This is a genomic window from Cupriavidus sp. 2TAF22 (assembly GCF_052115045.1).
Lineage (GTDB): Bacteria > Pseudomonadota > Gammaproteobacteria > Burkholderiales > Burkholderiaceae > Cupriavidus.
Window position 1 is genome coordinate 1 of the sequence record NZ_JBFRFX010000081.1, and the last position, 13,680, is coordinate 13,680.

The following is a 13,680-nucleotide window of genomic DNA, read 5'->3' on the forward strand; positions in this document are numbered from 1 at the left end:
TGGAACCACCCCTTCCCATCCCGAACAGGACCGTGAAACGACTCCACGCCGATGATAGTGCGGATTACCCGTGTGAAAGTAGGTAATCGCCAGGCTCTCCCTTGAAACCCCTCAGTACGCAAGTACTGGGGGGTTTTGCTTTTGCGGCGGCAGAATTGGCGTCTGGCCAGCCTTCGCCGGCCTCGTGGTTTACACCTGCTCATCCTATTCTGAGTGGCCCGACCGCTGCTTCGTCGGCGAATACGCCTCTTCAGGGCGCCCACCTCAGGGTACTGGAGCCTTCCTTCCCTAATTTCGTTCTGTTACCGTAGCCCCAAGCGTGGATTTGGGAATCTGCGTGACGCAGTTCGATGCATGATGCAGTTCGAAAGTTGTTCGGGAAGATCCCTGCCAGCACGCGCGCGCAACGCGGCCGTGACCGGTGGTGGAATACAGGTTTGGGGGACTGATGGCGGCCAGATTTTGCCTGCCGGTATTGACCGGCGTGGTAGGCGCGCTCATTTTGGCGGGTTGCGGCACGGTGGGACAGGCTCCCGCGGTCCGCACGGCGGCCGTGGAATCGGGGCCGGGCGCCATTGCTGCGCCATCGGCAATCGATTGCGATCGTTTTGCCGCGCATATCGAGACGCTGAAACAGGGCAATCCGCCTGACGCGGATGCCGCGCTGCTCGGACACGCTGTACAGAAACTCGTGGCGGCAAACACCGCCGGTGGGGAAGGCGAGCAACTCAGCGACGCCGCCGAGCCACCACTGCTGACTCGCTTGCCGCTATTCTCTGCCATCCCGTCGGGGCGGACCGACCCTCCTGGCTGGCAGCCTTGGACGGTCAATCGCAACAAGATTCCTACGCGCTATTCCCTGGCGGAAGTCGATCAACGCGTCGTGTTGCATGCAGAAGCCGACAGTTCGGCGTCCGGGTTGTATGTTCCACTGGTCAGCCGCGATGCCGGCATGCTCAACTGGACCTGGAAGACGCGCGACGTGATTCGCTCCGCCGACAACACCCAGGCGCCCCGCGAGGATGCGCCGCTGCGCATCTTCGTGGCGTTCGACGGCGACAAAGGCAGCCTCTCGCTCAAGGACCAGCTGATGTACGAAATGGCGCGGCTGACTACCGGGCGCGAGATGCCCTATGCCACGCTGATGTACATCTGGGGCGGCCGCAAGCCGGAGGGCGCGGTGGTGTCCAACCCGCATACGGAGCGCGTGCGCATGATCGTCGTGGACTCCGGCACCGCGCACACCAACGAATGGCGCTGCCATCGTCGCGACCTGCGCGCCGACTACCGCAAGGCGTTCGGTGTCGATCCCGGCAAGGTGGTGGCCATCGGCATCATGACCGACACCGACAACACCAAGAGCCGCGCGGAAAGCTGGTACGGCGACATCGCGCTCGACTGAGGACATCGGCATCGGCCGGCACCGTCCAAGGAAAAAAGCGCCGGACCCCGGCGCTTTTCTATTTGCAGCCCAGACGCGTCATGCGCGGCCTCAGGCCGGCGCGAGCCATTTCTCGACCAGCTTGACGAAGAACGTCGAGCCAACCGGCAGGATCTCGTCGTTGAAGTCGTAGCTGGGGTTATGCAGCATGCAGGGGCCGATGCCGTGACCGGCTTCGCGATGCGTGCCTTCGCCATTGCCGATGAACAGGTAGCAGCCCGGCTTTTCCAGCAGCATGAAGGAGAAGTCCTCGGCCCCCATGGTCGGTTCGATCTTGCCGTCGACGTTGCCCGGCCCCACCAGCTCGCCAGCCACTTCGACCGCGAACGCCGTTTCCGCCTCGCTGTTCACCGTGGGCGGGTAGTTCCGGTGAAACTGGAATTCGACGGTGCAATCGAATGCGCTGGCGACCGCCTTGGCCACTTCTTCCATGCGGCGCTCGATCAGGTCCAGCACCGGCAGCGTGAAGGTGCGCACGGTGCCGCCGATCCACGCCTGATCCGGCACGATATTGGTGGCATCGCCGGCGTGGAATTGCGTGACCGAGATCACCGCGGCGTCGATCGGGCGCTTGTTGCGCGTGATGATGCCCTGCAGCGCGGAAACGATCTGCGTGCCGGCAAAGACCGGGTCGTTGCCGTTGTGCGGCAGCGCTGCGTGCGCGCCCTTGCCATGCACGACGATGCGGAATTCATTGCTCGATGCCATCAGCGGCCCCGGCGTGGTACCGAAATAGCCGGCCGGCATGCCGGGCCAGTTGTGCATGCCGAACACGGCATCGCAGGGGAAGCGCTCGAACAGGCCGTCCTTGATCATCTCGCGCGCGCCGCCGCCGCCTTCCTCGGCCGGCTGGAAGATCAGGTTGACGGTGCCGTCGAAATGACGGTGCTCGGCCAGGTAGCGGGCCGCGCCGAGCAGCATGGCAGTGTGGCCGTCATGGCCGCAGGCGTGCATGCGCCCGTCATTCTGCGAGCGATGGCCGAACGTGTTGGCCTCCTGCAGCGGCAGGGCGTCCATGTCCGCGCGCAGGCCGATGCTGCGCTTGCCGTTGCCATTGCGGATCACGCCAACCAGGCCGGTGGTGCCAAGGCCGCGATGGACTTCGATGCCCCAGCCGGCGAGCGTCTTCGCCACCACGTCGGACGTGCGTTCTTCCTTGAAGCAGAGTTCGGGGTGGGCGTGGATATCGCGGCGGATGGCGCGGATCTCGGACTGCGCCTTAAGAATTTCGGGGAGGAGTGTCATGATGCCAGTTTGGGCGAGGGATAACCGGATCATACGACGGCTGCCGGCAAAGCGCCAAAGCGGCACAGAGCGTGGCGCGTGCGCGCAGGGTATGCCCCAAGGCGCGCCGCAAGCGCATGTTGCGGCGCATCCTGCGCGCGGGGGTTTCTCCGCATTGCCCCCCGGGTACCACTGCTGGAACAGTTCATGCTTGATGTGCCTGTCCGGCAACGTTGCCGCGTATTGCGCCGGCAGCCGCACCAAAATGCGGCGCGCGGCCCCATACGGCTTCGCTGCCCCTAGTAGTCGTTTGCTACATTTCTTCCCGGGAGAGTTGCGCGATGTCCCTTCGCACAAGCAAGAAGGCATTTGGTGCCATGGTGGTGACCGCGGCCATGAGCTTCGGTTTCGCCGGCCAGGCACACGCAGTGGATTTCAAGCTGGCCATGAGTTCGCCGCCGACCTCGATGGATCCGCACTTCTACAACCTGTTCTCCAACATCAATGTCTCCGAGCACATCTTCGAGTGCCTGGTGAAGATGGACGCGGACAGCAAGATCATCCCCGGCCTGGCCGAGTCCTGGAAGCTCGTCAACAACCTGACCTGGGAATTCAAGATCCGCAAGGGAGTGAAGTTCCATGACGGCTCGGAACTGACCACCGACGATATCGTCTGGTCGCTCGACCGCCCGGCCACGATCCAGAACAGCCCCGGCAAGTTCGACGTCTACACCAAGGCGATCATCAACAAGAAGGTGATCGACAAGTACACCATCCAGCTGACCACCAACGCGCCTTACCCGCTGATGCTGAACGACCTCACGTCGATCTTCGTCGTGCAGAAGAAGGCCACGCAAGGCCTGACCTCGGACGATTTCGCGCAGGGCAAGGGCATGGTCGGCACCGGTCCGTTCAAGTTCGTGAGCTATGCGCGCGACGACCGGGTCGAACTCGTGAAGAACCCCGACTACTGGGGTCCCAAGCCGGCCTGGGACAAGGTGACGCTGCGCTTCATCCCGAACGGGGCCACGCGCATGGCGGCGCTGCTGGCCGGTGACGTGCAGGCCATAGAGAACGTGCCGACCCCGGACCTGCCGCAGGTGCGCAAGGATCCGAAGCTGAGCTTCTTCTCGAAGATTTCGCACCGCGTGATCTACCTTTATTCGGATGACAAGCGCGACAAGTCGCCGTTCGTCACGACCAAGGAAGGCGCGCCGATGGACAAGAACCCGATGAAGGACGCGCGGGTGCGCACCGCCGTCAGCATGGCGATCAACCGCCAGGGCATCAAGGATCGCCTGATGGAAGGCCTGTCCGAGCCGACCAACAACCTGGTGCCGCCCACGCTGTTCGGCTACAACCCGAACCTGAAGACGGTCAAGTACGACCCCGAAGGCGCCAAGAAGCTGCTGGCGGAAGCCGGCTACCCGAACGGCTTCGGCATCACCCTGCACACGCCGAACAACCGCTATGTCAACGACGAGAAGATCGCCCAGACCATCGCCCAGAACCTGACCCGCATCGGTATCGCGACCAAGGTCGAAGGCATGCCGATGGCGACCTACTCGGCCAAGGGCGTCAAGCATGAATTCTCGTTCGGGCTGCTGGGCTGGGGCGCGCAGACCGGCGAGGTGAGCTCGCCGCTGCGCGCGCTGCTCGCCTGCGAGGATGCCAAGAAGGGCTTCGGCAACGTCAACTGGGGCGAATACTGCAATCCGAAGATGGACGTGGTGCTTGAGAAGGCCTTGTCCACCGTGGATGACCCGGAGCGCTCCAAGCTGCTGCAGGAAGCCACCGCGATCGCCGTCAACGATGGCGGTATCATCCCGATCCACCAACAGGTGACCACCTGGGCCACCCAGAAGGGCATCATCTATGTGCCGCGTACCGACGAACGGACGTACGCGCACAATTTCCGGCCGCAGTGACGTGACGGCGGGGCGCGCGGCCTGATGGCGCGCCCCGCGCGCGCGCCTGGCGGCTTGCAACGGGAGGCGACCGCGGTCTCGGCGGCCGCCTCCCGGCGAATCAACCCCGGACGGTAGCCGGGCCTAGCCACAAGCCGACTGCCGGTGCAGCCACGCGGCGCCCAACAGGCGCGGTGGCCGACGCCGGCGAAGGAAAGCTTCCGAACATGCTGGTCTTCATCATCCGGCGCCTGATGCAGAGCGTGGTCGTGCTCTTCGTCATGTCGCTGCTCGTTTTCCTCGGCGTCTTCGCCATCGGCAACCCGGTCGACATCCTGATCAATCCTCAGGCCGACCAGGAAGACATCAAGCGCACCATTGCGGCGCTCGGGCTCGACAAGCCCCTCTGGGAACAATACTGGATCTTCCTGCGCAACGCGCTGCACGGCGATCTCGGCATGTCGTTCGCGCACGGCACGCCCGCGCTCAAGCTGATCTTCGAACGCATGCCGGCCACCATGGAGCTCGCCATCTGCGCCATCCTGCTGGCCGTGCTGCTCGGCATTCCGCTCGGCCTGTGGGCCGGCCTGCGCCCCGGCGGCGTGGCGGGCAAGACCATCATGGGCGTGTCCATCCTCGGCTTCTCGCTGCCCACCTTCTGGGTCGGCCTGATGCTGATCATGGTGTTCGCCGTGCAACTCGGCTGGCTGCCGTCCAACGGGCGCGGCGAGACCGCCTCGCTGCTGGGCATCCCGGTCAGCTTCCTCACGGTGGACGGCCTGCGCCACCTGCTGCTGCCCGCAGTGACGCTGTCGCTGCTCAATATCGCCATGGTGATCCGGCTCACGCGCGCCGGGACGCAGGAGGCGATGCTGCAGGACTACGTCAAGTTCGCGCGCGCCAAGGGCCTGTCCAACACCCGCATCGTCGGCGTGCATGTGCTCAAGAACATCATGATCCCGATCGTCACGGTGATTGCGCTGCAGTTCGGCTCGATCATCGCGTTCGCCATCGTGACCGAATCGATCTTCGCCTGGCCGGGCATGGGCAAGCTGATCATCGACTCGATCCAGCTGCTCGACCGGCCCGTGATCGTGGCCTACCTGATGGTGATCGTGACGCTGTTCATCCTGATCAACCTGTTCGTGGACATCATCTACAGCGTGCTCGATCCGCGCGTGCGTATCGCCGACAACAAGGGCTGAGCCATGACAACCGCAACCGAAACCACGGCGGCGCCGGCGCCGCGCGCCGAGCAGACCCCGCTGCGGCGCTTCGCCGCCCAGTTCTTCGCCAGCAAGATCGCCGTCACCGGCCTGGCGCTGCTGATCGTGATCGTACTGATCGCGCTGTTCGCACCGCTGCTGTCGCCGCAGAACCCGTATGACCTGGCCACGCTCGACGTGCTGGACGCGCGGCTGGCGCCGGGCGAGCAATCCGCCGGCGGCATGACCTTCCTGCTCGGCTCGGACGAGCAGGGCCGCGACATCCTTTCGGCGGTGATGTATGGCCTGCGCATCAGCATCGGCGTGGGCGTGGTCAGCACCGTGATCGCGCTGCTGCTGGGCGCCACGCTGGGACTGATCGCCGGCTTCCTCGGCGGGCGCACCGAGGCCATCATCATGCGCGTGGCCGACCTGCAACTGTCGTTCCCGCCCATCCTGCTGGCGCTGATCCTGCTGGCCTTCCTGCGCCCCGGCCTCGGCAATATCGTGATCGCGCTGGTGGCGGTGCAGTGGGCCTACTACGCCCGCACCACGCGCAGCGCGGCGCTGGTGGAGCGCCGCAAGGAATACATCGAGGCCGCCACTTGCCTGGGCCTGCCGCCGGGGCGGATCATGTTCCGCCACCTGCTGCCCAACTGCCTGCCGCCGCTGATCGTGATCGCGGCGCTGCAGGTGGCCTCGGCCATCACGCTCGAGGCCACGCTGTCCTTTCTCGGCCTGGGCGTGCCCATCACCGAGCCGTCGCTGGGCTCGCTGATCGCCAACGGCCAGCAGTACATGCTCTCGGGCAAGTACTGGATCAGCTTCTTCCCCGGCATCGCGCTGGTGGTCACCATCGTGGCCATGAACCTGGTCGCCGACCAGTTGCGCGACGTCCTCAATCCGCGCCTGCAGACGCAGTAACGCAGCACGACAGGAGCGAACATGAGCAAGCCTACCCTGCTGGTGGAAGGTCTCAAGACCCAGTTCTTCACGCGCGCCGGCGTGGCGCGCGCCGTCGACGACGTCTCGTTCTCGGTCGGCCGCGGCGAGATCATGGGACTGGTGGGCGAGTCCGGTTCGGGCAAATCGATGACCGGCTACTCGATCATGGGCCTGATCGATCCGCCCGGCAAAGTGATGGACGGCCGCATCGAGCTGACCAGCCGCGACGGCATCACGCGCGACCTGCGCCGCCTCACGCCGGGCCAGATGCGCGACGTGCGCGGCAACCGCATCGCGATGATCTTCCAGGACCCGATGATGACGCTCAACCCGGTCCTGCGCATCGACACGCAGATGATCGAGGCGGTGCTGGCGCACGAGAAGATCGGCAAGGCGGTGGCGCGCGAACGCGCCCGCAACGCGCTGGCGCGCGTGGGCATTCCTTCGCCGGACGAGCGCCTGCAGGCCTATCCGCACCAGTTCTCGGGCGGCATGCGCCAGCGCGTGGCGATCGCCATCGCGCTGCTCAACAAGCCCGACCTGATCATCGCCGACGAGCCCACCACCGCGCTCGACGTGACCATCCAGGGACAGATTCTCTACGAGATGCAGAAGCTGTGCCGCGAATCCGGCACCGCGCTGATCTGGATCACCCATGACCTGTCCGTGGTGGCGGGCCTGGCCGATGCGGTGTGCGTGATGTACGCCGGCAAGATCGTCGAATCCGGGGACGTGCGGCAGGTCCTGGAGCGGCCCGAGCACCCCTACACCCACGGGCTGATCAGCTCGGCGCCGTCGCGCAATCCGCGCGGCGCGCCGCTGCGGCAGATCCCCGGCATGACGCCGTCGCTGCTGAACCTGCCATCCGGCTGCGCGTTCCGCGAGCGCTGCGCCTACGCCACCGACGTGTGCAAGACGCCGCCCCCGCTCGACACCGCGGCCGACGGGCGCCACCTGCGCTGCTTCCATCCGGTTCTGTCCCAGCAGGAGGCCGCATGAGTGCCGCCGTCGTTGACCCCGCCCTCGCTTCCAATATGCCGGAACCCACCGCCGAACCCACGCCCAGCGCGCCGATCCTCGAACTGGAAGGCGTCTCCAAGCGCTTCGTCAAGTCGCTCGACACCGCCGCCAGGATCGCCAACCTGTTCGGCGCCGGCGCGCGCGAAGAGGTCGTGCACGCCGTGGATCGCGTCGACCTGTCCATCCGCACCGGCGAAGTGGTCGGCCTGGTCGGCGAATCCGGCTGCGGCAAGTCCACGCTGGGGCGCATGGCGGTCGGCCTGCATTCGCTGACCGAAGGCGCGCGCCGCTGGAAGGGCGTGGACCTGGATCGCCTGCCGCCAGAGAAGAAACGCGAGAAGCAGCTGGCGATCCAGATGATCTTCCAGGATCCCTATGCTTCGCTGAACCCGCGCCTGCGCGTGATGGACATCGTCGGCGAGGCCCCGGTGGTGCACGGCATGGTGCCGCGCGGCGAGCAGAAGCGCTATGTGGAGGACATGCTGGTGCGCGTGGGCATGGATCCCACCGTGCTGCGCCGCTTCCCGCACCAGTTCTCGGGCGGGCAGCGGGCCCGCATCGGCATTGCGCGCGCCCTGGCGGTCAAGCCGGAGTTCCTGGTGTGCGACGAATCGGTCGCCGCGCTCGATGTGTCGATCCAGGCGCAGGTGCTGAACCTGTTCATGCGCCTGCGCCAGGATCTCAACCTGACGTATCTCTTCATCAGCCATGACCTGGGCGTGGTCAAGCACATCAGCGACCGCGTGGTGATCATGTACCTGGGGCGGGTAGTGGAGTCGGCGCCGGCAGAAGATGTGTTCGCCAGCCCCAACCATCCCTATACCCAGGCGCTGCTGGCCGAGGCGCCCAAGCTGGAGGTCGGCAAGAAGACCTTCGTGGCCATCAAGGGCGAGATTCCCTCGCCGCTGAACCCGCCGCCGGGCTGCCATTTCCACCCGCGCTGCCCGCATGCCATGCCGCGCTGCCGGGAGGAACAGCCGCTGCTCAGGGAAATCGCGCCGCAGCGCTTCTCGGCCTGCCATTTGAACGATATGGCGTAAGCGGCTGGCGCGCGCGTGGCGTCATGGCCGGCGCCCGCCCTCGTCCCCGCAAGCCCGCAAGCCGGCAAGCGGGGGAGGGCAGACAAGCAGAGCCCGGGGTGGGCTTGGCCAGGCATCACCCAACGGTGCTCTGAAGACCTCAGCGGATGACCTGCCCGCGCGAGTTGATGATGGTCATCTCGACGAATTTCGAGCCGACATGGCTGTCCGGTCCGAAATTGACGACAAAGCCGCCCAGGTCGAAACTCTTCATGGTCTCCAGCGCCGCCATCAGCTTCTCGCGGGTGAGGTCTTTGCCGGCGCGGCGCAGGCCTTCGACCATCGCCTTGGCGGCGATGAAGCCTTCGATGCTGGCGTAGTCGAACTCGTTGGGCTTGCCCGCCGCCTGCAGCAGGCGCAGGTATTCGCGCACCACCGGCAGCGTCGCGTTGCCGGGGTGGGGCATGACCTGCGAGATGATCACGCCGCTGCCCTTCGGGCCCACTTCCTTGGCCAGCGCCTGCGTGCCGACGAAGGACACGTTGTAGAACTGGCCGTTATAGCCGCGCCGCAGCGCTTCCTTGACGAAGGCGCCGGCGGTCTTGTACGCGCTGATCATGACCACCGCATCCGGCTTGGCCCTCATCGAACCCTGCATGGCGTCGCCGATTTCCGTGGTGTTGCGCACCACCCCCTCGCGCGCGACGATCTGCACGCCGCTGTCGGGCGATGCCTTGAGCGCGCGCTCGAGCCCGTCGACCCCGGCCTTGCCAAAGGCGTCGTCGTTGTAGACGACGGCCACGCGCTTGAGGCCCGTGGTCTGGATCTGCCGCAGGATGGCGGCGGTTTCCTCGTTGTAGCCGGCGCGCACATGGAAGGCGTAGCGGTTGAACGGCTGGCGCAGCGACTGCACACCCGTGAACGGGGCGAAGAACGGCACCCGGGCTTGCGTGGCCAGCGGCAGGGACGCCTCGCTGGTGGCGGTGCCCACGTAGCCGAACAGGGCAAAGGCGTGGTCTTCGTCGATCAGGGTGCGGGTGTTCTTGGCCGCGACGTCCGGCTCGTAGTAGTCGTCGAGCGCCTTGAGCTCGATCTTGCGGCCGTAGACGCCGCCGTGCTGGTTGACGTAGTCGAAATAGAGCAGTGCGCCTGCATTCATCTGCTTGCCGAGCACCGAGGTGGGCCCGGTGAGGGCGGCCGACTGGCCCAGCAGGATGGCATCGGCGCTGACGCCGTTCTGCGCGCTGCCTTGCGAACCGTTCTGCGCGCCGGCGCTGGCGATGAACGAGCCGATGGCGCACGCCACCAGCAGGCCGGCGATGCGCCAGGCCCTGACCCCAGAATGCACTTGCATGATTACCCCGTGAAAACGGTAAGTTTCTTTACCCGTGAATGCTTGCCGGTCTCTGCCGGCGCTGCCGTGCCGCCGGCCGTGGCGTGATAGCCCGGCGCGGCGCCGGGCTATCATAATCGAATACAATCAGAGCCTAGCAATTTCCCCAGCGGCGCTCGTCGGGGCGACGCCGGCGTACAACACGCCAGGCCCGCGCATACGCCCGAAGCAGGCTGGCATAGCTGTGCGGCAAGCGCGGCGGCACCGGCAGCCCCGCAGCATGTGACCGCCCGGCCGCCCAGCCACCCGGCACCGGCCGCACCGCCGCCCCTATCCGTTTGCCAGGAGAGTCCATGGCCCCCCGCATCGTCCGTGCAGCCTGTCCGCACGATTGTCCCGATACCTGCGCCTTGCTCGTCACCGTCGAGGACGGGCGCGCCATCAAGGTGGCCGGCGATCCCGACCATCCCGGCACCCAGGGCGTGCTGTGCACCAAGGTATCGCGCTACACGGACCGCACCTACCACCGCGACCGCCTGCTGGCGCCGATGAAGCGCGTCGGCGCCAAGGGCGAGGGGAAGTTCGTGCCGATTTCCTGGGACGAGGCGCTCGACACCGTGGCCACGCGCCTGTCGGCCATCGCCGCGCGCGACGCGCAGGCGATCGTGCCCTACAGCTATGCCGGCACCATGGGCCTGGTGCAGGGCGAGAGCATGGCGGCGCGCTTCTTCCACAAGCTCGGCGCCTCGCTGCTGGACCGCACCATCTGCGCCAGCGCAGGCGCCACCGCGCTGCGCTATACCTACGGCGCCAGCATCGGCATGGATATCGAGCATGTGGCCGACGCCCGGCTCATCATCATCTGGGGCGGCAACCCGATCGCCTCCAACCTGCATTTCTGGACACGCGTGCAGGAAGCCAAGCGGCGCGGCGCCACGCTGGTGGCGATCGATCCCTACCGCTCGCTGACCGCCGAGAAATGCCACCGCCATATCGCCCCCATGCCGGGCACCGACGGCGCGCTGGCGCTGGCCATCATGCACGTGCTGATGCGCGACGACCTGCTCGACCACGAGTACATCGTCAACCACACGCTGGGCTTCGATGCGCTGCGCGAGCGCGCCCAGGCATTCAGCCCGGCGCGCGCGGCCGCGCTGTGCGGCATCGATGCGGCGGACATCGAATGGCTGGCCGGGCTATACGGCAACCTGGCGGTGCGCGAGCGCCAGCCGGTGGCGATCCGCCTCAACTACGGCATGCAGCGCTCCCACGGCGGCGGCCAGGCCGTGCGCGCGGTGGCCAGCCTGCCGTCGCTGGTCGGCGCCTGGCGCCACGCCGCCGGCGGCCTGCAATTGTCCACCTCGGGCTTTTTCCCGGTCGACAACCAGGCGCTGCAGCGCCCGGACCTGCTGCCGGGCCTGCCGGCGCTGCCGCGCACGGTCAACATGAGCACCATCGGCGATGCGCTGCTGGATGCCGGCGACAGCGACCAGGGCCCGAAGATCGAGGCCCTGGTGGTCTACAACAGCAACCCGGTGGCGGTCGCCCCCGACTCCGCCAGCGTCGCGCGGGGCTTCGCGCGCGAGGACCTCTTCACGGTGGTACTGGAACAGTTCCGCACCGATACCGCCGACTACGCCGACATCCTGCTGCCCGCCACCACCCAGCTCGAGCACGTGGACGTGCACAAGGCCTACGGCCACACCTATTTCCTGGCCAACAACCAGGCCGTCGCCCCGCTCGGCGAGGCGCTGCCGAACACCGAGATCTTCCGCCGGCTGGCGCAGCGCATGGGCTTCGCCGAGCCGTGCTTCGCCGACAGCGATGAGGAGATCGCCGCGCAGGCCATCGTGGCCACGGACCCGCGCGCCGCCGGCATCAGCTGGGAGTCGCTCAAGGAGCAAGGCTGGCAGAAGCTCAACCTGCCGGCCGCGCCGCTGGCCGCGGGCGGCTTCGCCACGGCTTCGGGCAAGTGCGAGTTCTACTCGGAAGCCATGCGCCGCGACGGCCTCGACCCGCTGCCCGGCTACGTGGCGCCGTACGAGACCCCGGCGACCGCCCCGGAGCTGGCCGCGCGCTATCCGCTGGCGATGATCTCGCCGCCGGCGCGCAATTTCCTCAACAGCACCTTCGTCAATGTCGACAGCCTGCGCGCCACCGAGGGCGAGCCGCACCTCGACATCCACCCGGAGGACGCCGCCGCGCGCGGCATCGCCAACGGCGTCATGGTGCGCGCCTTCAACGACCGCGGCAGCCTGCTGGCGCGCGCCCGCGTGACCGACCGCGCGCGGCGCGGGCTGGTGGTAGGGCTGTCGATCTGGTGGAAGAAGCTGGCGCCGGACGGCAAGAATGCCAATGAGCTGACCAGCCAGCGCCTGACCGACCTGGGCCGCGCGCCGGTGTTCTACGACTGCCTGGTGCAGGTCGAAGCCGCGCCCGCCGCGGCTGCCGCCCGGGCGGAGCCCATGCTGTCATGAGCCGCCGGCCGTCCCGCGTGCTGCGAACCCTGGCCTTGCTGGGGCTCGCAGCCGTGCTGGCCGGCTGCGACACGGTCGGCTACTACGCGCAGTCGATCGGCGGGCACCTCGGCCTGATGGCCGAGGCGCGGCCGCTGCCGGACGCGATCGCCGCCGCACAGCAGGCCAAGGACACGCGGCTGGCGCAGCGCCTGGCCCTGGCGGGCAGCATCCGCGACTTTGCCTCGCAGGAACTCAAGCTGCCCGACAACGGCAGCTACCGGCGCTATGCCAACCTGCACCGGCCCTATGTGGTGTGGAGCGTGTTCGCCACCCCGGAGCTGTCGATGGAGCTGCACAAGTGGTGCTTCCTGGTGGTGGGGTGCATCAGTTACCGCGGCTACTACGCTCAGGCCGACGCCGACCACTATGCCGAAGGCCTGCGCAAGGAAGGGCTCGAGCCCTACGTGGCCGGCATCCCGGCATATTCCACGCTGGGCTACTTCGATGATCCGCTGCTCAATACCTTCGTCTACCAGCCCGAGGGCGAGCTGGCCAGGCTGATCTTCCACGAACTGGCGCACCAGGTGGTCTACGTGCGCAACGACACCACCTTCAACGAATCCTTCGCCACCGCGGTGGAGACCGCCGGCGTGGAACGCTGGCTGGCGCTGGCGGCTTCGCCCGATGCGCGCGCCAGCTACCGCCAGTAYGATATGCGCCGCCTGCAGTTCCGCGCCATGTTGCTGGATACGCGCGACCGCCTCGACGCGCTGTACCGCTCGCCGCTGCCGGACGAGGCCAAGCGTGCCCGCAAGGCGGAGATCTTCGCTGCCCTGCGCGCGCGCTATGCCCGGCTCAAGGAGGAGTGGGGCGGCTACAGCGGCTACGACCGCTGGTTCGAGCGCCCGCTGACCAATGCGCAACTGGCCGCGGTGGCCACCTACCAGCAGTGGGTGCCGGCCTTCACGGTGCTGCTGGCGCAAAGCGGCGGCGACTGGGCTGCCTTCTATGCTGCCGCCAGGCGCATCGGCGACCTGCCCCGCGCGGAGCGCGACGCGCGCCTGCGCGCACTGGCGCCGCCGGCCAGCGGCGGCGAGCTGCTCCAGGCCGGCGAGGGCGCGGAGGGC

The 13,680-nt window shown here is 67.1% G+C and carries 10 protein-coding genes and 1 rRNA gene; 9 read left to right on the forward strand and 2 right to left on the reverse strand.

What is annotated here, in order from left to right; translation table 11 throughout:
• Positions 1-95: ribosomal RNA gene (rrf, locus tag AB4Z48_RS39440) — 5S ribosomal RNA — on the forward strand; the annotation flags it as partial.
• Between the two features lie 353 nt (positions 96-448).
• Positions 449-1,402: a DUF3047 domain-containing protein gene (locus tag AB4Z48_RS39445; protein WP_441624167.1), complete on the forward strand. Its 954-nt coding sequence runs from the start codon at positions 449-451 to the stop codon at positions 1,400-1,402.
• Between the two features lie 90 nt (positions 1,403-1,492).
• Here AB4Z48_RS39445 and AB4Z48_RS39450 read toward each other — a convergent pair whose 3' ends face one another.
• Positions 1,493-2,686 carry a M20 aminoacylase family protein gene (locus tag AB4Z48_RS39450; protein ID WP_441624169.1) on the reverse strand — a complete coding sequence of 398 codons (1,194 nt, stop codon included), beginning with the start codon at positions 2,684-2,686 and terminating at the stop codon, positions 1,493-1,495.
• A gap of 320 nt (positions 2,687-3,006) precedes the next feature.
• On the opposite strand from AB4Z48_RS39450, the gene AB4Z48_RS39455 reads away from it, so the two are divergent.
• From AB4Z48_RS39455 to AB4Z48_RS39475, 5 genes are all read left to right on the forward strand, one after another.
• Positions 3,007-4,593, forward strand: a complete 1,587-nt coding sequence (locus tag AB4Z48_RS39455) for an ABC transporter substrate-binding protein (RefSeq protein WP_441624171.1) — start codon at positions 3,007-3,009, stop codon at positions 4,591-4,593.
• Positions 4,594-4,799: 206 nt separating this feature from the next.
• Positions 4,800-5,777, forward strand: a complete 978-nt coding sequence (locus AB4Z48_RS39460; RefSeq protein WP_441624173.1) for an ABC transporter permease — start codon at positions 4,800-4,802, stop codon at positions 5,775-5,777.
• 3 nt (positions 5,778-5,780) lie between these two features.
• Positions 5,781-6,701, forward strand: coding sequence for an ABC transporter permease (locus AB4Z48_RS39465; RefSeq protein WP_441624175.1), 921 nt, complete (start codon positions 5,781-5,783; stop codon positions 6,699-6,701).
• A gap of 21 nt (positions 6,702-6,722) precedes the next feature.
• Positions 6,723-7,721: an ABC transporter ATP-binding protein gene (locus tag AB4Z48_RS39470; protein WP_441624177.1), complete on the forward strand. Its 999-nt coding sequence runs from the start codon at positions 6,723-6,725 to the stop codon at positions 7,719-7,721.
• Positions 7,718-8,782, forward strand: a complete 1,065-nt coding sequence (locus AB4Z48_RS39475; protein ID WP_441624179.1) for an ABC transporter ATP-binding protein — start codon at positions 7,718-7,720, stop codon at positions 8,780-8,782. The genes AB4Z48_RS39470 and AB4Z48_RS39475 overlap by 4 nt, the downstream gene beginning before the upstream one ends.
• A gap of 139 nt (positions 8,783-8,921) precedes the next feature.
• On the opposite strand, the gene AB4Z48_RS39480 is transcribed toward AB4Z48_RS39475, so the two are convergent.
• A complete protein-coding gene (locus AB4Z48_RS39480) occupies positions 8,922-10,115 on the reverse strand; it encodes an ABC transporter substrate-binding protein (RefSeq protein ID WP_441624181.1) in 1,194 nt (397 codons plus the stop codon).
• A gap of 332 nt (positions 10,116-10,447) precedes the next feature.
• Here AB4Z48_RS39480 and AB4Z48_RS39485 point away from each other — a divergent pair, with 332 nt between their 5' ends.
• Entirely contained in the window at positions 10,448-12,571 is a 2,124-nt protein-coding gene (locus AB4Z48_RS39485; protein ID WP_441624183.1) for a molybdopterin-containing oxidoreductase family protein, read from the forward strand.
• Positions 12,568-13,680 (forward strand): aminopeptidase (locus AB4Z48_RS39490; protein WP_441624184.1); only part of this gene is annotated, 1,113 nt, incomplete at its 3' end. The genes AB4Z48_RS39485 and AB4Z48_RS39490, both read left to right, overlap by 4 nt.

Excerpts from the sequence above, each read along its gene's own strand:
- AB4Z48_RS39475 (WP_441624179.1), top strand. The coding sequence starts at position 7,718 with ATGAGTGCCGCCGTCGTTGACCCCGCCCTCGCTTCCAATATGCCGGAA.
- AB4Z48_RS39460 (WP_441624173.1), top strand. The coding sequence starts at position 4,800 with ATGCTGGTCTTCATCATCCGGCGCCTGATGCAGAGCGTGGTCGTGCTC.
- AB4Z48_RS39470 (WP_441624177.1), top strand. The coding sequence starts at position 6,723 with ATGAGCAAGCCTACCCTGCTGGTGGAAGGTCTCAAGACCCAGTTCTTC.
- AB4Z48_RS39450 (WP_441624169.1), bottom strand. The coding sequence starts at position 2,686 with ATGACACTCCTCCCCGAAATTCTTAAGGCGCAGTCCGAGATCCGCGCC.
- AB4Z48_RS39465 (WP_441624175.1), top strand. The coding sequence starts at position 5,781 with ATGACAACCGCAACCGAAACCACGGCGGCGCCGGCGCCGCGCGCCGAG.
- AB4Z48_RS39480 (WP_441624181.1), bottom strand. The coding sequence starts at position 10,115 with ATGCAAGTGCATTCTGGGGTCAGGGCCTGGCGCATCGCCGGCCTGCTG.
- AB4Z48_RS39485 (WP_441624183.1), top strand. The coding sequence starts at position 10,448 with ATGGCCCCCCGCATCGTCCGTGCAGCCTGTCCGCACGATTGTCCCGAT.
- AB4Z48_RS39455 (WP_441624171.1), top strand. The coding sequence starts at position 3,007 with ATGTCCCTTCGCACAAGCAAGAAGGCATTTGGTGCCATGGTGGTGACC.
- AB4Z48_RS39445 (WP_441624167.1), top strand. The coding sequence starts at position 449 with ATGGCGGCCAGATTTTGCCTGCCGGTATTGACCGGCGTGGTAGGCGCG.